The organism is Nocardioides sp. InS609-2 (assembly GCF_023208195.1).
Lineage (GTDB): Bacteria > Actinomycetota > Actinomycetes > Propionibacteriales > Nocardioidaceae > Nocardioides.
The window spans coordinates 1429529-1450194 of sequence record NZ_CP060034.1; the positions used below are offsets into that span (position 1 = coordinate 1429529).

The 20666-nt window shown below is 71.0% G+C and carries 20 protein-coding genes; 4 read left to right on the forward strand and 16 right to left on the reverse strand.

The features are described 5' to 3' along the window. Window positions 1-258 precede the first annotated feature (258 nt). Window positions 259-762, reverse strand: coding sequence for a hypothetical protein (locus tag H4Q84_RS07605; protein WP_248582787.1), 504 nt, complete (start codon window positions 760-762; stop codon window positions 259-261). Between the two features lie 267 nt (window positions 763-1029). Here H4Q84_RS07605 and H4Q84_RS07610 point away from each other — a divergent pair, with 267 nt between their 5' ends. Continuing rightward, complete coding sequence (locus tag H4Q84_RS07610) at window positions 1030-2391, forward strand: helix-turn-helix transcriptional regulator (protein ID WP_248582788.1); 1362 nt, start codon at window positions 1030-1032, stop codon at window positions 2389-2391. A 10-nt stretch (window positions 2392-2401) separates the two neighbouring features. Here H4Q84_RS07610 and H4Q84_RS07615 read toward each other — a convergent pair whose 3' ends face one another. From H4Q84_RS07615 to H4Q84_RS07650, 8 genes are all read right to left on the reverse strand, one after another. Next, on the reverse strand, window positions 2402-2545 hold the full coding sequence (locus H4Q84_RS07615; RefSeq protein WP_248582789.1) for a hypothetical protein: 144 nt from the start codon (window positions 2543-2545) through the stop codon (window positions 2402-2404). A 380-nt stretch (window positions 2546-2925) separates the two neighbouring features. Further along, window positions 2926-4314, reverse strand: coding sequence for an amidase (locus H4Q84_RS07620; protein ID WP_248582790.1), 1389 nt, complete (start codon window positions 4312-4314; stop codon window positions 2926-2928). Then, window positions 4311-4937 carry a carbon monoxide dehydrogenase subunit G gene (locus H4Q84_RS07625; protein WP_248582791.1) on the reverse strand — a complete coding sequence of 209 codons (627 nt, stop codon included), beginning with the start codon at window positions 4935-4937 and terminating at the stop codon, window positions 4311-4313. The genes H4Q84_RS07620 and H4Q84_RS07625 overlap by 4 nt, the downstream gene beginning before the upstream one ends. Next, the gene (cutA, locus tag H4Q84_RS07630; protein ID WP_248582792.1) at window positions 4934-7324 is read right to left on the reverse strand and encodes an aerobic carbon-monoxide dehydrogenase large subunit; all 2391 of its coding nucleotides are present in this window, start codon (window positions 7322-7324) and stop codon (window positions 4934-4936) included. The genes H4Q84_RS07625 and cutA overlap by 4 nt, the downstream gene beginning before the upstream one ends. Then, on the reverse strand, window positions 7321-7827 hold the full coding sequence (locus H4Q84_RS07635; RefSeq protein WP_248582793.1) for a (2Fe-2S)-binding protein: 507 nt from the start codon (window positions 7825-7827) through the stop codon (window positions 7321-7323). Before H4Q84_RS07635 ends, cutA begins: the two co-directional genes overlap by 4 nt. Next, a complete protein-coding gene (locus H4Q84_RS07640; RefSeq protein ID WP_248582794.1) occupies window positions 7820-8659 on the reverse strand; it encodes an FAD binding domain-containing protein in 840 nt (279 codons plus the stop codon). Before H4Q84_RS07640 ends, H4Q84_RS07635 begins: the two co-directional genes overlap by 8 nt. Beyond that, window positions 8656-10017: a solute carrier family 23 protein gene (locus tag H4Q84_RS07645; protein WP_248582795.1), complete on the reverse strand. Its 1362-nt coding sequence runs from the start codon at window positions 10015-10017 to the stop codon at window positions 8656-8658. The genes H4Q84_RS07640 and H4Q84_RS07645 overlap by 4 nt, the downstream gene beginning before the upstream one ends. 157 nt (window positions 10018-10174) lie before the next feature. Further along, entirely contained in the window at window positions 10175-11422 is a 1248-nt protein-coding gene (locus H4Q84_RS07650; protein ID WP_248582796.1) for a helix-turn-helix domain-containing protein, read from the reverse strand. Between the two features lie 79 nt (window positions 11423-11501). Between H4Q84_RS07650 and H4Q84_RS07655 the strand changes: the two genes are divergently transcribed. The 3 genes from H4Q84_RS07655 to H4Q84_RS07665 are packed head-to-tail and all read left to right on the forward strand — an operon-like array spanning window position 11502 to window position 15135. Next, entirely contained in the window at window positions 11502-12242 is a 741-nt protein-coding gene (locus tag H4Q84_RS07655; RefSeq protein WP_248582797.1) for a DUF2877 domain-containing protein, read from the forward strand. Continuing rightward, a complete protein-coding gene (locus tag H4Q84_RS07660; RefSeq protein ID WP_248582798.1) occupies window positions 12239-13723 on the forward strand; it encodes an FdrA family protein in 1485 nt (494 codons plus the stop codon). The genes H4Q84_RS07655 and H4Q84_RS07660 overlap by 4 nt, the downstream gene beginning before the upstream one ends. Then, complete coding sequence (locus H4Q84_RS07665) at window positions 13720-15135, forward strand: DUF1116 domain-containing protein (protein WP_248582799.1); 1416 nt, start codon at window positions 13720-13722, stop codon at window positions 15133-15135. Before H4Q84_RS07660 ends, H4Q84_RS07665 begins: the two co-directional genes overlap by 4 nt. 91 nt (window positions 15136-15226) lie before the next feature. On the opposite strand, the gene H4Q84_RS07670 is transcribed toward H4Q84_RS07665, so the two are convergent. The 7 genes from H4Q84_RS07670 to H4Q84_RS07700 form a co-directional block, all read right to left on the reverse strand. Next, a complete protein-coding gene (locus H4Q84_RS07670) occupies window positions 15227-15895 on the reverse strand; it encodes a lysophospholipid acyltransferase family protein (RefSeq protein WP_248582800.1) in 669 nt (222 codons plus the stop codon). A 332-nt stretch (window positions 15896-16227) separates the two neighbouring features. Next, window positions 16228-16656, reverse strand: a complete 429-nt coding sequence (locus H4Q84_RS07675; RefSeq protein ID WP_349238411.1) for an MGMT family protein — start codon at window positions 16654-16656, stop codon at window positions 16228-16230. Then, window positions 16653-17186: a hypothetical protein gene (locus H4Q84_RS07680; RefSeq protein ID WP_248582801.1), complete on the reverse strand. Its 534-nt coding sequence runs from the start codon at window positions 17184-17186 to the stop codon at window positions 16653-16655. Before H4Q84_RS07680 ends, H4Q84_RS07675 begins: the two co-directional genes overlap by 4 nt. After that, complete coding sequence (locus tag H4Q84_RS07685) at window positions 17183-18463, reverse strand: DUF58 domain-containing protein (protein WP_248582802.1); 1281 nt, start codon at window positions 18461-18463, stop codon at window positions 17183-17185. Before H4Q84_RS07685 ends, H4Q84_RS07680 begins: the two co-directional genes overlap by 4 nt. Next, window positions 18460-19425, reverse strand: a complete 966-nt coding sequence (locus H4Q84_RS07690; protein WP_248582803.1) for a MoxR family ATPase — start codon at window positions 19423-19425, stop codon at window positions 18460-18462. The genes H4Q84_RS07685 and H4Q84_RS07690 overlap by 4 nt, the downstream gene beginning before the upstream one ends. Before the next feature lie 20 nt (window positions 19426-19445). Then, window positions 19446-19913, reverse strand: coding sequence for a hypothetical protein (locus tag H4Q84_RS07695; protein WP_248582804.1), 468 nt, complete (start codon window positions 19911-19913; stop codon window positions 19446-19448). Continuing rightward, a complete protein-coding gene (locus H4Q84_RS07700) occupies window positions 19910-20659 on the reverse strand; it encodes a DUF4129 domain-containing protein (RefSeq protein ID WP_248582805.1) in 750 nt (249 codons plus the stop codon). The genes H4Q84_RS07695 and H4Q84_RS07700 overlap by 4 nt, the downstream gene beginning before the upstream one ends. Window positions 20660-20666 lie beyond the last annotated feature (7 nt).

A 20666-nucleotide genomic window follows, 5' to 3' on the forward strand; every position in this document is an offset into this window, starting at 1 on the left:
TCCTGCCTAGGTTGCTTCGTACTCAAGACCCGCGCGGGCAGGCCAACAACCGCCGTTTCCAGATGGCTCGATTAGCAGGCCTAATGGAGCTTGCGCGGCAGGCGCGAACGTCCGGCCGGACTGGACAGGCAACACAAGATCTACGTCCAGAAGCGCTACAGATGATCCGGTCGGGATCCCAACGCTCGGCGCGAGGTCAGCCGCAAGGCATCCGCCCGGGTACGGCGCGGGAGGGGTTTGGCGACATCAGTGAAGACGTCAGCTCTCGAGGCAGCCCTCGTCCTGGCCGATGGCGATCCACTGCTCGGCGTACACCTCGTGCTCGGCTCCGTGGCCGGCTATGTATTCGGTGTACTCCATGACGATCAGCTCGTCGATGGCCTCACAGATGTCGTCGTCATCGTCGTCATCGGCCGCCACGTCCGGGGCGTAGCGGTCGACCAGCTTCCGGGCGCCCGCGACACCTCTGCCCACGAAGTCATCGGCGAACCGCTGGGGTGCGAAGCGACCCTGCTTGGCCGCATCTGCCAAGGTCTCTTCGAATGCTCCCCGGTAGCTCTCGAAGAAGGTCAGCAATGCCTCGGCCTGACGGCGCGCGTCGGGGCGCACCTCCCGGCGGAGGTCGTAGAGCTCGGTGATGTCGGCGACCGAGGCGCCCCGGGCAGCGAGGGCGGTGACCAGGCGGGTCACGCGCACGAACCGTTCCAGGCCGTCACCTGCCTTCGCGAGCTCGACGAAGGCGCCTGACATTGACGTAGGCATGGCGATCCTCCAACCCGGCCGGGGGTGTTGCACCCAGTGCACCGGATCGGCGGCCGACCTGTCATCGCCAAAGATGGGTGACCCGTCGATGGGTCAGTGCATGGCCAACGGCGCGTCTCGGCAGTCCCGGAGCCGCCGGTTCGGGTACGTCAAGGCACACGAGGTGCGGATCGTCCGGGGCGTTGATGGGCCGTTCCTCGACAGGTCCTTGTCGTGCTCAGTTCGCGAGGCTGACACGTATTCGTCATCTTCAGTCACAATGGGGGGATGCGCGACGACCTCATCGACCTGCTCCGCACGATCGACCCTGCACAGCTGGGCGACCGGATCAGAACTGCGCGCCTGCGCGCGGGGCTGACCCAGACCCAGGTGGCGGGTGACGCGGTCTCGGTCGGATACGTCTCGCGGATCGAGAGCGGACAGCGTCGGCCGGACACCGGGCTGCTCGTCGGGATTGCAGATCGGCTCGCCGTCACCGTCGATGAGCTGCTGCTCGGTGTCGCGCCCGACCACATCGCCGAGCTGCGGCTCCAGCTCGACCACGCGGAGCTGGCACTGGCCACGGGGTCGCCTGACCAGGCGCTCGAGATCGTCAGCCGGATCCTCGCGGATCCCGCGGTCGAGGAGCTCACCGACCTGCGTCGCAGCACCTGCTACCTCCGCGCAAGTGCCCTCGAAGCGACCGGTGACCTACAAGAGGCGATCCTCGCGCTCGAGGACCTCGCCGAGACATCGCCGCCGGACCTGGCCTGGATCGACGGTCTGGCCGCACTGAGCCGGTGCTACCGGGAGTCAGGCGAGCTCGGCCGCGCGATCGAGGTCGGCACCCAGGGGACCCGGCGCGTCGAGGAGCTCGAGCTGGACGGGGTCGACGAGGCCATCCGGCTGACCCTCACCCTCGCAGCGGCCTACTATGAGCAGGGTGACGCCGCCTACGCCGCTCGCCTGTGCCGGCGCGGGATCGAGCGCGCGGAGGCCATTGCTTCGCCCGTTGCGAAGGCGATGGCGTACTGGAACAGCTCGGTCATCGAGTCGATGCGCGGCAACGCCGCAGCAGCGCTGCCGATGACCCGTCGCGCCCTGGCCGTGATCGAAGCTACCGACGACGCACGCAACATCGCGCGACTGCGCACCCACCTGGGCATCCTCCAACTTCGACTCGACCCGCCGGAGCCCGAGGAGGCGCTCGATCTCCTGACGCATGCTGCCGACGATCTCGCGTTCACCGGTGCGGGGCCGGCCGACCTGGCCGACAACCGGATCGCACAGGCGCGCGCGCGGTTCCTGCTCGGGGACACAGACGGCGCTCGTCGTCAGGCCACCGAGACCGCGACGGGGGTTCGTTCCGGCATGCCGCTACTCGCCGCAGACGCGTTCGCCCTGCTCGGTCAGATCGCAGTGCACGAGGATGCGCTCGACACCGCCCGCAGCCACTTCCAGGAGGCGGTCCTCCTGCTCAGTGGAGTGGGCGCGGACCGCGCGGCCGCGCAGCTGTGGTTCGAGCTCGCCGGGTTGTTCGAGAGCGTCGACGAACCCGCGTCTGCGCTAGACGCCTACCGTCGCGCCGCAGCGGCAACCGGGCTGATGGCTCCGTCCTCACGCCAGGTGACACCGGCGAGGACACGCTGACTCCGGGGCGTCAGCAGCACCAGCGGTTTGACATCACCACGGGCGCGGAGTCCAAGCTCGCCGAGTCCGGCGTCGCGGCGGTGACCACTCCCCCGACTCCCAGCAGCGACAGCATGGCGACGACTCCGACGAGGATCCTGTGCGTTCCGCTCATGATGACTTCTTTCTGGCCCCGGAAGACCGGAACGGTAGTTTGACAAGATTTTGTCACATATTGGCAAGGCTTGTGGCAGAATAGCCCTACATTGCGTTTCGAGGCACCACCCGCACATCAGATCCCCCATCTGGCGGTGTGTGTCTCGGGAACGCGGCACAGAGAAGACGCATCGACCCCGCCCGGTCAACCTCCCCCCGGAGCCGTAGGCGGGGTCGAGCGCCGTCCGGGCCCTGATCGCAGGCGCGGCCGACGGTCACGCGCCTCCGGGAAGCCGCAGCCCGCGCGGGCGGGCCGGCAGTCTCCGGGCTTCCGCCCCGGTCACGGCCGAGTACGTCCCTCGAGACCAAGGTGGCCATGGTGGTCTAGCCCAGCTGGCCTCAGCGGTCGGCGCCCTCGACGGCCGCCGCGATCTCAAGCAGCCTCCGGTCGGCGCCATGAGGGGCGACGATCTGGATGCCGACCGGCAAGCCGTCGACGGTGTCACCGGTGGGGAGGGAGATGGCCGGGCAGCCGGTGACGGTGATGAAGTACGCCGACTTCATCCAGTCGAGGTAGGTCTCCATGGGCTTGCCGTTGATGTCGGAGGGGAACTCCTGATCGGCGGGGAACGGCGGCACCTGTGAGACCGGCAGCACGAGGACGTCGTACTGCTCGAAGAACAGGCGCATCGCCTCGGCGAGCGAGGTGCGCTGGGCGTACGCGCGGGCGATGTCGGCGCCGGTCAGGCCCTGGCCGAGGCGGATGTTGTCGGCCAGTGACTGCTTGAAGGAGTGGGGGTTGTCGGCGAGGAGCTTCCCGAACTTCGCCTGGAAGTGCCAGGCGCGGAGGGTGCGGAAGGTGTCATCGGCGAGGCTGAGGTCGGGGTGTGCACCCGTGACGTGAGAGCCGTTCGCCGTGAACGTCCGTCCGCCTTCCTCGACCACCGCGGCGACCCGGTCGTCGACCTCGAAGGCGCCGCCGAGGTCGATGCTCAGCGCGACCCGGAGCCCGGACAACGAGCCGGCAACCGGAGACGCAAACACGGAGCCGGGGTCGCCCAAGGCCATCGGCGCCCGCGGATCCGGGCCGGCGAGGACAGAGAGGAGCAGCGCCAGGTCGCCGACGTTGCGGGCCATCGGTCCGGCGACAGACGTCGTCTCCCAGTGGTTGCGCTGCGGCCACTCCGGCACCCGGCCCAGCGACGGGCGCATGCCGACGACACCGCAGAACGACGCCGGGTTGCGCAGCGAGCCGCCCATGTCGGAGCCCTCCGCGAGCGGCACCATGCCGGAGGCCAGCGCGCACGCCGCTCCCCCACTCGAGCCGCCGGCGGAGAAGCGCGGGTCGACGGGGTTGAGCGTCGTACCGAAGATCGTGTTGAAGGTGTGCGACCCGGCGGCGAACTCCGGCACGTTGGTCTTGCCGATCGTCACCGCGCCGGCGCGGCGTACGCGCTCGACGACCAGCTCGTCGTTCTCGGGCACGTGGTCGGCGAAGAGCGGCGAGCCGTACGTCGTGCGCCAGCCCCCGACCGCGTGGGTGTCCTTGAAGGCGAACGGGAGCCCGTGCAACGGTCCGACCTCGTCGCCGGACGTCAGCGCCTCGTCGGCCTCGGTCGCGCCGGTGCGAGCGCGCTCCTCGTCGAGCGAGACGATCGCGTTGAGCCCGGGGTTGCGTTCGGCGATGCGCGCCAGGTGCAGGTCCATCAGCTCGCGCGCGGAGATCCCACGGTCGGCCACGGCCGCGACCATCTCGCGCGCGGTGGAGTCGACCGTGAGGTCGGTCATCGACGACGCCCGAGTACGGCGCCCGCGAAGACGCCGGCGAGCACGAGCCCGGCGCCGACGGCGATGCCCGTCAGGAAGTCCTGCTGGGAGCCGACCGCCGGGGTGGCCGCGGGGGCGGTGAAGACCTGGCCGACCTCTGCCGGGGCTTGGTCTCGACTCCGCTCGACCGGCGGGGTGGGCGAGGCGCCAGACAGGACGTTGCCGACGTTGCCGAAGAACTCGCCGGCCATCTTGCGCGAGACCGAGGTGAGCATCCGCTGGCCGACGCCGCCGACCATGCCGCCGACCACTGCGTCGGCGTCGTAGGTGATGCGGGTGGTGCCGTCGCCGGCGTCGTGGAAGGCGACGGCCACCTGGGCGCCGATGGTGCCGGGAGCACCGGCGCCCTGGAGGTCCATCATCAGCGACTCGTGCGGCTGGAGGTCGTGGAGCTTGCAGGTGCCGGCGTACGTGCCCTTGATCGCGGCGACGCCGGCGGTGACGGTCATGTCGTAGGAGTTCTCGCCGGTCGCTTCGAGCCGCGAGCAGCCCGGGATCGTGCGCACCAGGACGGCCGGGTCGAGCAGCGCGTCCCAGACCTGGTCGATGGGTGCATTCAGGACGTTCTCGCCCGTGAACTTCATGAGGTCTCCTTGTGGGTCAGGCGCAGCGCGTAGAGGTCGGACGGCGAGATCGGCATCGACGTGATGGTGAAGCCCTCGGCGTCCTCGATGGCGGCCGCGATCGCGGCGGAGCCGGGGATCACGCCGGCCTCGCCGGCGCCCTTGATGCCGAGCGGGTTGAGCGGCGACGGTGTCTCGAGGTGGTCGATCTCGATGGTGTCGGGGACCTCGGTGACGTAAGGCATCAGGAAATCCATGAACGATGCGTTCTGCAGCTGGCCGGACTCGTCGTACGCCATCTTCTCGTAGAGCGCACCACCCACGCCCTGCGCGACACCGCCGTGGATCTGACCCTCCACGATCATCGGGTTGATGATGTTGCCGCAGTCGTGGACGACGGCGTACCGCACGATCCTGATCTCCGCGGTGTCCGGATCGGTCTCGACGATCACGGCGTGCATGCCGGAGGCGAACGTCGCGCGTTGTGGTGAGTAGAACTCCCGACCTTCCAGACCGGGCGACTCGCCCTCGGCGACCGGCGGCTTGCTCGCGTCGCCCACGGCGAACTGGGTGGCAGCCTTGGAGGCCTCGTCGAACGCGTAGCGCAGCGGGTTGGACAGCACCGCCACCGTGCCAAGTGCGAGCTGGGCGTCGGTGCCGCGCACGCGCACGATCCCGTCGATGATCTCGAGGTCGTCGACGTCGGCCTCGAGCGCTTCCGCCGCAATGCGTAGGGCCTTCTCCTTGGCCGACTTGGCGGCCAGGTGCACCGCCGAGCCGCTCATCACGGCCGCGCGCGACGCGAACGTGCCGACGGCGTACGGCATCTTGCGGGTGTCGCCGGAGGTGACCTCGACGTCCTCGATGGGTACGCCGAGCTCGTCGGCCACGAGCTGCGCGAAGACGGTCGCGTGCCCCTGGCCCTGGGTGGTGAGGCCGATCGCGACCTTGACCTTGCCGGAGGTCTCGATGTGGACGTGCGCGCCTTCGTAGGGTCCGACGCCGGTGCCCTCGACGTAGCAGCCGAGGCCGATGCCGAGCTGCCGCCCTTCCTTTGCCGCCTCCGCCTTGAGCGCCGGGAAGTCGTCCCAGCCGATCAGCGCCTTGATCTTCTCGAGCGACGCCGGGTAGTCACCCGAGTCGTAGGTCAGCTCGCGGCCGTCCTGGAAGACCAGCCCGTGCTCGTAGGGGAACTCGTCGGGCTGGATGAAGTTGTTGGCGCGCACCTCGGCACGGTCCATGCCGAGCTCGGCAGCGATGGCGTCCATGGTCCGCTCCATCACGAAGCAGCCCTGCGGCCGGCCGGCGCCGCGGTAGGGCGTCACCATCACCGTGTTGGTGAACAGCGACTCGAACCGCACCCGGTAGGCACCCGGCTTGTACGGCCCCAGCAGCTGGGTGGCCGTGATGATCGGGACGATCAGCCCGTACGGCGAGTAGGCGCCGTGGTCGTGCCAGAACTGCACGTCCAGGCCGAGCACCCGGCCGTCGTCGTCGAAGCCGACCTCGACGTGGTGCACCTGTGCGCGCTCGTGCGCGGAGGAGATGAAGTGCTCGCGCCGGTCCTCGGTGAACTTCACCGGGCGCCCGAGTGCGCGCGCCGCCATCGGCACGAGCAGCTCCTCGGGCCACGGGTGCACGATCTTGACGCCGAAGCCGCCGCCCACGTCGGGCGTGACGACGTCGACCTGCGCGAGGGCAAGGTCGAGCCGCGCGGCGACACAGCCTCGGACACCTGTGGACGTCTGCGTGGAGCTCCACACGGTCAGCCGGCTGGTGTCGGGGTCCCAGCGCGCGACCACTCCCCTGCCCTCCATCGGCTGGCACGAGCTGCGCTCGATGAAGAGGTCCAGCGACAGGGTGCGCGGAGCCTTGGCGATCGCCGCCGGGGCGTCGCCGTTCTTCTGCTCCATGCGCGCACCGACATTGCCGGGTACGTCGTCGTGCACGAGGTTGGTGGCCGCGCGAGCGGCCTCGATGCCGACCACCGGCGGCAGGAACTCGTAGCTGACCCGGATCCGGTCGACGGCGTCCTCGGCGACGTAGCGGTCGTCGGCGACCACGAAGGCGATGGCCTCGCCGACGTAGTTGACCTCGTCCTTCGCGAGAGCGAACTGCGTGCGTCCGTGCGTCAGCGCCGGATGCGGGATCAGCAGCGGCAGCGGGGCCGCCATCGCGCCGGTCAGGTCCTCGTGGGTCCAGACGGCGTGCACGCCTTCGAGGCCGAGCACCTCGTCGACGTCGATCTCGAGGATCCTGGCGTGGGCGTGGGGTGATCGAAGTACGGCGGCGTGCAGCGTGCCGGCGTGCGCGCCGACCAGGATGTCGTCGACGTACCGTCCCTTGCCGCGCAGGAAACGCTGGTCCTCGACGCGCGGGACCTTCTGGCCGAAGAGCCTGGTCGTCATGACTGCTCCCGCTCGGCAGTGATCTCGGCTGCGCGCAGGACCGACTTCACGATGTTCTGGTAGCCGGTGCAGCGGCACAGGTTGCCGGCGATCATCTCGGTGGCCTCGGCCTTGGTGGGCGTGGGGTTCTCGCGCAGCCCGGCGGTGATCGTGGTCAGGAAGCCCGGCGTACAGAAGCCGCACTGGAGGCCGTGGCAGTCCGCGAACGCCTGCTGCACGGGCCCGAGCGAGTCGTCGTCACCGCCGAGTCCTTCGACGGTCGTGATCTCGGCGCCGGCGACGGAGACCGCGAGCAGCAGGCACGAGCGCACCGGCTTGCCGTCGAGCAAGACCGTGCAGGCTCCACAGACGCCGTGCTCGCAGCCGACGTGGGTGCCGGTCAACCCGCAGTCGTGGCGGATCGCGTCGGACAGCAGCCGACGCGCGGGCACGCGCACGGCGTGCGGTGCACCGTTGACCGTCAGCGTGACGTCGTGCAGTTCTTCCCGAAATGACTCAGCCATGGGCCCTCCCGCGGGCGTGTTCGGTCGCGGCAGCCAGCACGCGCGGTGTCAGCACGCGCACCAGGTGGGCGCGGTAGTCGGCGGTGGCGTGGATGTCGGCGGCCGGATCGAGGTGGGCCATTGCTGCCGCACCCGGGTCGTCGGCGCCGGTGAGGTCGACGACGGTCGGCTGGTCGCAGACAGAGAAGAAGCCAGCCCTGGCCGAGACCACGCGGTCGCCGTCGAGTACGACGTGGGCGGCCAGGCCGGCCATCGCGTAGTCGCCCTGCCTCCGGGCGATCTCCTCGAAGGCCACGCCCGCACTCGGCACGAGGGCGGGGAAGAACGCCTCCACCGCGATCTCGTCGCGCCGCATCGACGTCTCGAGCGGGCCGACGTAGAGCTCATCGGCGGCGATGGTGCGCCGCCCCGATGGCCCTTCGACATCGACCGAGCCACCGAGGAGCATCAGCACGGCAGGCAGCTCCGACGCAGGATCCGCGTGTACGACGGAGCCCACCGTGGTGCCACGGTTGCGGATGGTCGCGTGGGCGACGTGCTCGAGGGCCATCTTCAGCAGCGGCTGCGACGCGGCGGCCTCCGCAGAGGCCAGCACCGCGCTGTGCCGAGCCAGGGCGCCGACGCGCACGCCTGCCGGAGTACACGTCACGTGGTCGAGGTCGGGCAGCCCGTTGATGTCGACGAGACGCGACGGTGCGGCGAGCCGCATCGACAGCAACGGGAGCAGGGACTGGCCACCGGCCAGCACCTTCGCGTCGGGGTCCTCACCGAGTGCAGTGAGGGCCTCCGACAGCGTCGACGGGCGGACGTAGGCGAAGGGTGCCGGCTTCACAGCGCCCGAGTCACCTCGCCCGAATCGCGGCTCTTGCGGAAGTTGACCATGTGGAAGAACGCGATCACCATGATCGTGCCCAGGGCGATGCCGCCGAGCTCGAAGTCGTCGGTGATCTTGAGCGTGACGCCGCCGATGCCGGCGATCAGGCCGGCGGCGAGGCCGACCAAGTTGACCGGGTTGCCGAAGTCGACGCGGTTCTCGACCCAGATCTTGGCGCCCACCAGGCCGATCATGCCGTAGAGCACCACGGTGATCCCGCCGAGCACACCACCGGGGGTGGCGTTGACGATGGCGCCGAACTTGGGGCATAGACCGAGCAGGATCGCCACGATCGCGGCGACGTAGTAGGCAGCCGTCGAATAGACGCGAGTGGCACCCATGACGCCGATGTTCTCGGCGTACGTCGTGGTGGGCGAGCCGCCGAACGCGCTGGCGAACGCCGTGGCGAGGCCGTCGGCGCCGATCGCGCGGCCCATGTAGGGGTCGAGGTTCTCGCCGGTCATCTCGGCGACCGCCTTGACGTGTCCGGTGTTCTCGGCGATCAGCGCGATGACGCCGGGCAGCACGAGCAGCACGAACGAGAGCGAGATGCTCGGGCCGTGCACGACCGAGACGCCGTCAAGAAGGTCACCGCTCGGGAAGCCGATCCAGTCGGCGGCCTTGACGCCCGCCCAGCTGACCCGGTCGTGGTCGAGGAGCTCGCCGTTGCTGGACCCGGTGATGGAGTTGATCGGGCCGAAGATGATGTCGGCGAAGAGGCTGATCAGGTAGCCGAAGATCAGCGCGAGGAACACCGCGATCCGGGCCCAGAAGCCGGGGAACGTCACGGCCGCCAGCACCATGAACGCGGCGGTCAGCAGCGCGATCCACTGGTCCTGGGGCCAGTAGATGCCCGCCACGACCGGAGCCAGGTTGAAGCCGATCAGCATGACGACGGCACCGGTGACGGCGGGCGGCAGGATCTTGTGGATCACGGCGCCGCCGGCGAAGTGGACGAGCACGCCCACCAGCAGCAGCACGACGCCGGCGACCATGATCGCGCCGGTGACGTCGGCGGAGTCGCCGCCCTGGCCACGGATCGCCGCGACGCTCGCGACGAACGACGCGCTGGTGCCGAGGTAGCTGGGCACCCGGTTGGCACAGATCAGCAGGAACATGATCGTGCAGATTCCGGAGAACATGATGGCGAGGTTGGCGTCGAGCCCCATCACCAGGGGGAACACGAAGGTCGCGCCGAACATGGCCACCACGTGCTGCGCGCCGAGCCCGATCGTCTTGCCCCACGGCAGCCGCTGGTGTGGCGCGACGGCCACTCCCGGCTCCGGGTCAACCACGTCCCACTTGAACATCGACATCTTCGGAGTCCCTCCACGCATTGGTCCGGGTGTGCCCGAGAAGTCACAAGTTAGTGCTCCCCATCACACCGCAGTCAGAGCGAGATCTGTCGAAGGAACGCCGGGTTCGTTGGCAGAGGTTGACGCGTGTCGCTTGGGATCGCCGGACGGCGGGCTCTCAGGAGATGTCGAGCACCCGCAGCGCGACCGCGACGTCGAGCCGCAGGTGCGGGTCGCTCGAGAGCGGACCGAGCTGACGTTCGAGCTTGCTGACCCGGTAGCGCAGCGTGTTGTAGTGCACGAACTGCGCCCGCGCCGCCTCGGCCACGTTGAAGTTGGTGTCGAGCAGCACCTGCAAGGTCTCGCGCGCCTTGGCCGCCTCGTCCGTCGGCTCGGCCAACGGACCGAGTACGTCGCGGGCGAACTCGCGCAGCTCGAGCGAGTCCGGCACCAGCGCGAACAGACGGTGCACGCCGAGCTGGTCGAAGAACGTCGTGGATCCGCTGCCGTGCAGCTTCTTTCCGATCGCCAGCGCCCGGCGCGACTGCGCATAGGCGTCCGGCAGCCCGGCCAGCGACGTGATCACCCGACTCACGCCGACGGTGAACGGCCGGCGCCCACCGCCCTTGTCGCCGGCCACCGCCTTCACCACCCGTCGTACGACGTCGTGGGCCACGCGGTCGCGCTCGAGGGCGGGCAGCAGGCACACCACCTCCGAGGAGAAGTCGGCCGTCGGGATCCCCGGGCCGACGTCGCGGGTGACCTGCCGCCAGGCCCGTGCGAAACGCTCCTGCCACTGCCGGTGCTGGGCCGACTCCCCCGCCACGTCGGCGGGCGCGGGGTCGATCTCGGCGCACACGACGACGTTGGGGCGGTTGAGGTCCCAGCCGAAGGACGCCAGGTGCCCGGTGACGTAGGCGATGTCGCCGGCCCGACCCAGGAAGAGGTCGCGCAGGAAGTCGCCCTGGTACTTCGTCTCGACGGCCGACACCGCCTGCTCACGGGTGATCAGCAACGCGGCCACGGCGGCCGCACGTTCGAGCGCGTGCACGTCGTCCTGGTTGATCTCGCCGTCCGCCCGGCAGGCCACCAGGCGTGCGAGGTCGGTGCCGCCCGCGACGACCCGCAGCACGCGCGCCTCACCGGTGCCCAGGGGTACGCCGTCGGCACCGGCCCGCTCGACCCGGACCCGGCCGGTGGGGTCGACAAGTCCGGCCTCGCCGAGCGCCGTACGCAGGTCGTCGCTGACCGCCGACGCCCGTTCCCGGCCGTCGGTCGAGGTGATCAGGACACCCAGGTCGAGGACGCGCGCGGCCTCGGCGGCGATCCGGTCGAGGTCACCGCCCTCGAGGACGAGCTCGGTCAGCGCCGAGTGCAGGGCATCGATCCGGGCCAGCGCCGCGCTGGCCCCACCACGTGTCGTCAACTGTTGGACCTCATTCACCAGATCGTTGGCAGAACCTCACATCGGTCAACAGTATGCATCGCCACTAGCGTGGTCGATCATGATGGTCCAACTGCCAGTCAGCGCCCCGGCGCGCTTGCGCTCCCTGGTGGCGCGCACACCCGACGCGACGCTGGCGATCGTGCACCGCGGACCGCACGCGATCTACGTCGCGCTCCCCGGGCCAGACGCCTTCTGCACGGGCGTGGTCGGGTCCGCCGCGACCGCCGTACCGTGCGGCCTGCGCCTGGCCACCACCACGGTCGCTCCACTCACCGGCGAGCACGCCGAGATCCGTGGCGGTGTCCTGCAGGTCGACGGTGTCGCCCTTCCCGTACGCCGCGTGGTCGACGCCGCCGTGCCCCGGCTGATGCGAGGCCCCGTAGCCGGCGACCCGGCAGCCGGCATCGACCCCGGCGTGGCCGCAGAGCTCACCGCCCTCGACCTCCACGCAGAACGGCTCGACAGCTTGCTCGGCCGCGGCGGCGGCCTGACCCCGCTCGGCGACGACGTCGTGTGCGGCTGGCTCGCCCTGCACCATTCCGTCAGGGTGGCCACGCCCTGGGCCGACGACCTCGTCGGCCGCGCGCGCACGCGCACCACGACCCTGTCCGCCACGCTCATCGAGTGTGCGGCCCACGGCGAGGTGATCCCCGAGTTCGCTGCGTGGATGGCCGCGACCGAGGCCGACGAACCGACCCGGGCTGCGAGGCTGGCCGCCGTCGGCCACTCCTCCGGCTCCGGACTGCTCTACGGCGCCCGCGCCGCGCTCACCCACCTCCACCGGAAGGCCGCCGCATGACCACTGCCACCAGCCACGTCGAGCTGCGCCCCGGCGCGTACGCCGACTCCGTGGCCCTGCTGCAGGTCAGCCGGACCCTCCAGCAGCTGCCCGGAGTCGCGACCGCCCAGGTCGCGATGGGCACTCCCCTCAACGTCGACGTGCTCGCGCAGATGGGGTTCGACGTGCCCGCCGGTGCCACGCCCAACGACATGGTCGTGGCGGTCAGGCTGACCGACGACGCCGGCCCCGACGCCCTCGCCAAGGCTCACGCCGCCATGGAGAACGCCCTCGCCACCCGCACCGAGTCGGCCTCCGAGGAGCAGGCGCCGCCGCGCACGACCGCCACCGCGCTCAGGCAGGCGCCCGACAACGCGCTCGTGCTGGTCTCGGTGCCTGGCGCGAACGCCCTGGTCGAGGCGATGGACGCGGTCGAGGCCGGCCGCGACGTGATGATCTTCAGCGACAACATGCGCCTCGACCACGAGCTCGCCCTCAAACGAGCGGCGGCCGAGCGCGGCGTACTCGTCATGGGACCCGACTGCGGCACCAGCGTCCTGGGCGGCATCGGGCTCGGCTTCGCCAACACCACCGAGCCCGGACCGGTCGCTCTCGTCGCGGCGTCCGGCACCGGGGCCCAGCAGCTCCTCTGCCTGCTCGACCACGCCGGCGTCGGCGTGACGCACGCACTCGGGGTCGGCGGCCGCGACCTCTCCGCCCAGGTGCGTGGCCTGTCCACGCGCGCCGCGCTGGCCCGCCTCGACGCAGACGACTCGGTCGAGCTCATCGTCCTGGTCTCGAAGCCGCCGGCCGACGACGTCGCCGACGAGATTCGTGAGTACGCCGCCGGGCTGGGCACGCAGGTCGAGTTCGCGTTCCTCGGTGCCGGGCGACCCGACCTGACCGCCGCCTGCGAGTCGGCTCTCGGCGCACTGGGCAGGCCGGTGCCCCAGTGGCCGGTGCGCGAGCCCGCGACTGTGCGCGCATCGACCGGCGGCCATCTGCGAGGCCTCTTCGTCGGCGGCACCCTGTGCGATGAGGCGATGCTGATCGCGACGGCTGAGCTCGGCCCGATCCGCAGCAACATCCCGCTCTCGGCCGGGCTCGAGCTCGAGCTCGGCGCAGGCCTCACAGCAGTTGGTCACACGATGATCGACTTCGGCGACGACGAGCTGACCGCCGGGCGTGCGCACCCGATGATCGACCCGACGCTCCGCCTCGAGCATCTCGCCCGGACCGCCGCCGACCCCACTACCTGCGTACTCCTCCTCGACGTCGTACTCGGCCATGCGGCCGAGCCCGATCCGGCGGCCCTGCTGGCCCCGGCCATCGCGGCAGTCAGCCAGCCCGTCGTGGTCTCCGTGGTCGGCACGGCGGCCGACCCCCAAGGACTCGAACGGCAGGTGGCCGCCCTCGCCGAAGCCGGCGCGCAGGTGCACCTCTCCAACGCGGCGGCCACCCGTGCTGCCGTCGCCCTGACTCTCGCGGGAGGACCCCGATGACCACCCCCACCCCCCAGCTCGTCGTCGGCGTCGGCGCCGACCTCTTCGCCGACGCCGTGGCCGGCCAGGCCGTCGACGTCACCCGCGTCGACTGGCGCCCGCCGATGCCCGACACGGCCGACGACCTGGCCACCCTGGCGAGCGACCCGCTCCGCTCCGCCGCCAACGAGCAGGCCCTCGCGGCGATGCTCGGCGTCCAGGCGATGCTCGTCGACGTCGGCCCGGCCAGCGAGGTGCTCGGCCTCCAGGAGGGCGAGTTCCTGCACGCCGGCCCGCCGATCGAGTGGGCCCGCGCGACCGGCCCGTTACGTGGCGCGCTGATGGGTGGCGCCGCACTGGAGGGCCTGGTCGAGGACCCCGAGGACGCCGTACGCCTCTTCGAGGCCGGCACGTCCGTCAGCCTCGAGCCCTGCCACCACCGCAACACCGTCGGCCCGATGGCCGGTGTGGTCACGCCGTCGATGTGGATGTTCGTGCTTGAGGACCCGACCACCGGGCGGCGTACGCACTGCTCGCTCAACGAGGGCCTCGGCAAGGTGCTGAGGTACGGCGCCTACGGCCCCGACGTGCTCACCCGACTGCGCTGGATGGGCGACGTGCTCGGGCCACTGCTGCGCACCGCCGTACGCGCCCATGGTCCGGTCGACGTGACCGGCATCCTGACCCAGATGCTCCAGATGGGCGACGAGGCCCACAACCGCAACCGCGCGGGCACGCTGATGATGCTGCGCGATCTCGCGCCGGCGATGGCGATGTCCCGGGCCGACTCGGCCGACCCTGCTGACATTGCCGAGTCGCTCAGGTTTATCGGGGCCAACGACCACTTCTTCCTCAACCTTGCCATGCCGGCCTGCAAGCTGGCGCTCGACGCGGCCCGCGACATCGAGGGCTCGACGATGGTGGTGGCGATGGCGCGCAACGGCACCGACTTCGGCATCCAGGTCTCCGGCACCGGCGACGAATGGTTCACCGGGCCGGCACAGGTCGCCGACGGTCTCTACCTCGGCGACTACGGCCCCGACGACGCCAACGCCGACATCGGCGACTCGGCGATCACCGAGACCGCCGGCATCGGCGGCTTCGCGATGGCCACCGCACCCGCGATCGTGCGCCTGGTGGGCGGGACCGTGTCCGACGCCCTGGCCACCACCCGGCGGATGCACGAGATCACGCTCGGTGAGAACCCGCGCTGGTCGGTGCCGATCCTCGACTTCCGCGGCGTTCCGTCCGGCATCGACGTCACCCGCGTCTGCCGCACCGGGATCCTGCCGCAGATCAACACCGGCATGGCCGGCAAGGTCGCAGGCACCGGACAGGTCGGCGCCGGGCTCGTGACCCCGCCCGGAGAGATCTTCCCGGCAGCGCTGGTCAGGCTGGCCGAGAAGGCGCGGCAGCGCCGTCGTACCCGTTGAGTTGCGCCGTCGTACCCGTTGAGTTGCGTTTCCGTTCCGCACACAGACGCAACTGAACGGGGACAGGGGCGCAACTCAACGAGCGGGACTCCTAAGCGTCGGGCGCCCGCTCGTTGTAGACGCCGGCGAGTTCCTGCCCGGAGAGGGCAGCGATCGCGGCCATCACCTCGTCGGTGACCATGCGACGAGCCTTGCCCAGAGGTACGCCGTCGAAGCGACCGGTGAAGTCGAGCGGCTCACCGAACGTGACGGACACCTTGACCAGCCGCGGCCGGTTGGTCCCGACAGGCATGAGCTTCTCTGTGCCGCGGACTGCCACCGGCACGATGGGTACGCCGGCGGTCAGGGCGACGTGCGCGGCGCCGGTGCGGCCGCGGTAGAGCCGGCCGTCGCGGCTGCGGGTGCCCTCGGGGTAGATGCCGAACGCCTCGCCCTTGCCGAGCACCTCCAGCGCGGTGTTGAGACTGTTGATCGCGGCCTGCGGGTCGTCGCGGTCGACCGGCAGCATGCCGATGCCCACGAACCACGCCTTCGTGAGGAACCCCTTGAGGCCGGTGCCCTCGAAGTAGTCCTTCTTCGCGAGGATCGCCACCTTGCGCGGCACCACGACGGGGATCACCACGGAGTCGACGAAGCTGAGGTGGTTGCTGGCCAGGATCACCCCGCCGGTGGGCGGGATGTTCTCCAGGCCGGTGACGTCGGGGCGCCACACCGCCTTGGAGAGCGGGGCGACGACGCGGTGGATCAGGCCGTAGAGCATGACGCCCATCATGCCGGGTCGCGGCGGTGAGCCAGCACACGTGCTCAGGCCCGACCGCCGAGAAGTCCCGGGATGGACGAAGGGCCCCCGCATGTATGAGATGCAGGGGCCCTTCTGGTGACCGGATCGTGGTGACGCTTCCGGTCGACTGCCCATCGACTCCGATCCCGACGCCCCGTCACCCTGGCGCCTCGGCGGCCCTGCCCAGAAGGGAAGAACTACCGCACGGATCCTCGTCTCCGAGCCATCCCGCTCTTCCCGGAGGAAGTGCGTGGGAGAAGTTCTATGTGCTCAGAACCTCTACGCACAAGGGGTTTGCCGAACTTTCTGGACTATTTCGCCGGGTCCGGCGTGTCGTCCACAGCCACGACCCCGCTGTCCACAGGTAGGCCCGGTTCATCCCCAGACTTGTCCACAGGGATGTCCACACTGAGATCGGCCGGGAGCTCCGCCGACCAGAAGGCCCGAGCCAGGTCGATCGACCCCGACTGCCGTAGCGGGGTGGCCTCCTCGAGGTACGCCTGCCGGGCCTCGTCCTGGTGGCTCGGCGGCAGCGACCCGTCGGCGCGCACCACGCGCCACCACGGCACCGGACCGCCGTACGACGACATCACCGAGCCGACCTGCCTGGGTCCGCCGCCACCGGCCACGGCGCCGACAGCCTCCGCGATCGAGCCGTACGTCGTCACCCGCCCCCGCGGCACGCGCTCCACGCACGACAGCACCAGCTCGGCGTACTCCTCCGGATCGACGCGCGTCACGACGACACCTCCTCCTCGCGCGGCCGTCGAACCGCGAGAGCGCACAGCACGGTCGCGGCCATCACGCCCACCAGCCCGGCCGTCCACGCGCCGGCGACATCGACGTCACCGCGCAGCAGCCACGCCACCCCGAGCAGCACCGGCACCGGCACCAGCACGGCCAGCCCGCGGCGTACCCACAGCATCACCAGCGGGCGCCGCAGGGCGGCCTCCGACGGTCCGTACGACGCCAGCAGGGCGGCCACGTGCGCGAGGATCAGGCAGGCTGCGACCGCGATCACGATCGGATGCAGGGCGGCGTCACCCTCGGGACCACCCGCCCACCACGCCACCACGACGATGAGTACGACGACGCCGGCGGCCGACTCGGGGAAGACCGCCCAGCCACCTGCGAGCACCGCCACCACGACCACCAGCCCGAGCCCCGGACCCGGGCCCACCACCCCGCCCAGCAACAACGCCACGACCGGTGCGACCGTCACCGCCGCCCGCAGCACCCAGAGCTGGGCCCCGTCACTCCGGCTCCTCATCGGACCCGCACCGATGGCAGCTGGGCGCGCCGGGCAAGCCGGTGCAGCACCTCGTCGAGCGTGCCCGGCCCGCGCCAGGGCACGACCGGGCAGCCGGTGGCGGCCAGGTGTCGCAGCAGGTCTTCGCGATCGAGGCGACGCATCCGCCAGGCGAGGTCGGCCAGCGCCACGTCGGTGCCCTCGACCACGGCCATTCGTAGGTCGGGCGGCAGCGTGTCGACCACGACGACCGGCAGTCCCCGCCGGCTGGCGGTCGCCACGGCGGTCACCACACCGTCGTCGAGCATCGGGGAGAGGACGTAGACCACGGTGCCGCCGGACACGCCGAGCGCGAAGCCCCCGGGCAGGTGGCCGCGCTCGATGTGGGTGCGGGCGAGCAGCCCCTGCAGGCGCCGCAGGTGCCGTTGCCCGGCGGCGGGCGCGAGCCGCACGTCGTGCGCACCCAGCACCCGCAGGCCGACGCGGTCGCCGCGTCGCACGTGGTGCTCGGCCAGCGCAGAGGCGGCCCGGATGCCGAGGTCGAGGCTGCTCGCCTCGCCGTCGATGCCGTCGGAGCGACCCAGGTCGACGAGCGCGTCGAGCACGACCAGGACGGCGCTGTCCTCCTCGGCGCGGGTGGTCACGACGTGCAGTGCGCCGGTGCGCAGCGACGTACGCCACTGGATGCGTCGAAGCCGGTCGCCCGACGCGAACGGCCGGATGCCGGAGAACTCCGTGCCCGATCCGTTGCGGCGCGACCGGTGCGCGCCGACGAGGCCGACCGGAGCCGGCGCCTCAGCGCGTGAGTCGTACGGCGCCCGCGCAGGCAGCACGTACATCTCCTGCCCGCCCAGCGTGACCACGCCGAGCCGGAAACCCGCCCACCGGCTCGTCAGCGCCACGTTCTCGGAGCCCAGCTGCCGGCGTCCCCACCGGCGCGGGCTCAAGTTCAGGTCATGGTCGTCGCCGGCCAGCGCGACCAGCGCTCCGCCCGTCGGCCGCATCGCGACGTACGGCACTCGCTGGGCGACCCGTGTGACGGTCTCGACCTCGTCGGCGCCGGTCATGTGGAGCCGCGACACGGTGCCCTGCCCCTCGTGCAGGCTCACGTGGTCCAGCCGGTGATCCACCCGTGCGGCGGCCCGCGGTCGCTGGAGCACCGACATCAGCGTCACCACGAGGAACGGGCTGACCAGCACGATGACCACCGGCTCACCCAGCGTGACGGCGCCCAGCACGCCGACGGCGGCCAGGACGACGGCCCGCGCCAGGGCCGGTGTCGCCTGCCAGGCGGTCACGACCGCCTGCCACCAAGAGTGGGCGGTGCGGGTACGTCGGAGAGAACGGCGTCGACGATCCGCTCCCCCGACGCCTGGGTCATCCACAGCTCGGGGCGCACGGTGATGCGGTGCGACAGCACCGGCCGGGCGACCGCCTTGATGTCCTCGGGGATGACGTAGTCACGCCCGCGCAGCAACGCGAAACCGCGTGCCGCCAGCACCAGACCCAGCGAGCCTCGGGGTGACGCGCCGGTCAGGGCGTCCGGATGCTGGCGGGTGGCGGTCACCAGGTCGACGCAGTAGCGGCCGATGCTCGCGTCGACCTCGATCTCCTCGACCGCGGCCTGCATGGCCAGCACGCCGGTCGCGTCGGTCACCTGGTCCAGGTCGATCTCCTCGCGTCGCCGGACCAGCCGCCGCGCCACGACGTCGTACTCCTGCTCGGGGCCGGGATAGCCGAAGCTGACGCGCAGCAGGAAGCGGTCTAGCTGCGCCTCGGGCAGCGGGTAGGTGCCTTCGTACTCCACCGGGTTGGCGGTGGCGATCACGTGGAACGGCTCGGGCAGCAGGAACGTCTCGCCCTCGATGGTGATCTGGCGTTCCTGCATGGCCTCGAGCAGCGCGGCCTGGGTCTTGGGCGGCGTCCGGTTGATCTCGTCGGCGAGCAACAGCCCGGTGAACAGGGGGCCCTTGCGGAAGTCGAACCGCCCCTCGCGCTGGTCGTAGATGAACGACCCGGTCAGATCCGCCGGCAGCAGGTCGGGAGTGAACTGGGCGCGCGCGAAGTCGAGTCCGAGGGCCTGCGCGAACGACCGGGCGGCCAGCGTCTTGCCCAGCCCCGGGAAGTCCTCGAGAAGGACGTGCCCCTTGGCAAGCACGGCCGCCAGCACCAGCGCCAGCTTGTCGTGCTTGCCGACCACGGCCTTCTCGACCTCGGTCAGCACCCGGCCGGCCAGCCCGGCCGCGTCGGCGACACTCATCGGCGGGGTCGTCTCTGTGGTCACAGGTCCTCGATTCGGGTGAGCAGTCGGTCGATCTCGGCCGCGGACAGGTGGCGGTCAGGGTCCCGGCGCAGGGCGGCCCACTCGGGCCCGAGCTCATTGTCGGAGGTGAGGTCGTCGGCGGGCATGCCGAGTCGCGTCTCCAGCCGGGTGCGCCCGAGCACGAGGAGCCGCCGGCGCAGCGCGTGCTCGGGCTGGCGGGACGCCATGTGGCTCTCCAGGAGCCGCAGGTATCCGGACAGTACGACGTCTTGGCCGGGCGGCTGGAAGGGTGCGCTCGTGCCCACGTCCCATTCGGCCGGCGGTGCGTCGAGCGCGTCCCTGACCAGCCACCAGACGAGCAGCATGAGGATGACAAGCAGCAGGAGCGGCACCGCGTGCGGCTCGAAGTCGAAGCGCCGCAGGGCGACGTACAGCACGGCGTAGCTCACCGCCGTCAGCGAGATGCGCCCCAGCCAGCCCTTCATGACTGCTCCTCGCTGGCCCGGCGCAGGCGGGGGCCGAGCTGGATCGCGGCGAGCGCGGCGCGAGCGGACGCCCGGGCTTCCTCACCCAGCGGGTGCTCGGAGAACCGGGCCTCGCGGTAGAGCTCACCCAGGGTGAAGGCGGCATGCGGGTCGGCGCCCACCACGTCGAGCATCCGGTAGGTGAACTCCGAGGACGTCTCCCAAGACTTCCGCGCTAGACCGGCCTCGCCGGCCTGAACCTCGAAGCGGTGCCAGCACGCCTCGATCGCGGTCCGTGGGCTGCCTTCCTCGAGGAGCGCGCGCTGGGTCGACGCGTCGCGCTCCATCTGGTCGCTCACCCGGGCTGGCTGGTCAGGCTCGAGCATGTCGATCTCCACCGGCGCGGCCTCGGCCTCACGGCGGATGAGCCGTGCCTGTCGCCACAGCCCGCGCAGGAAAAAGAACACGAGCACCGCGAGCAACAGCCAGAAGACGGCCACGACCAGCAGGGCGAGGACGCGGAAGAAGGCCGGGGGTTCGCTCGGCAACTTGTTGATGGGCGGGGGGCCGGGGCCCTCGCTCGTGCTCGGTGTGGGCGTGGGCGTCGGGGTGTCGATCTGCATGCGCTCCGGCCCGTCGCCCGAGAGCACCGCGTCGCGGCCGATCGAGGCTGCCCACACGGCGAGGACCGCCACGAGCATCAGGCCCGCGACGGCGAGTACGGCGACCACGCCTGCTCGCGTGCCGCCAGTCGTCTGCCCCCGCATGGCAGCA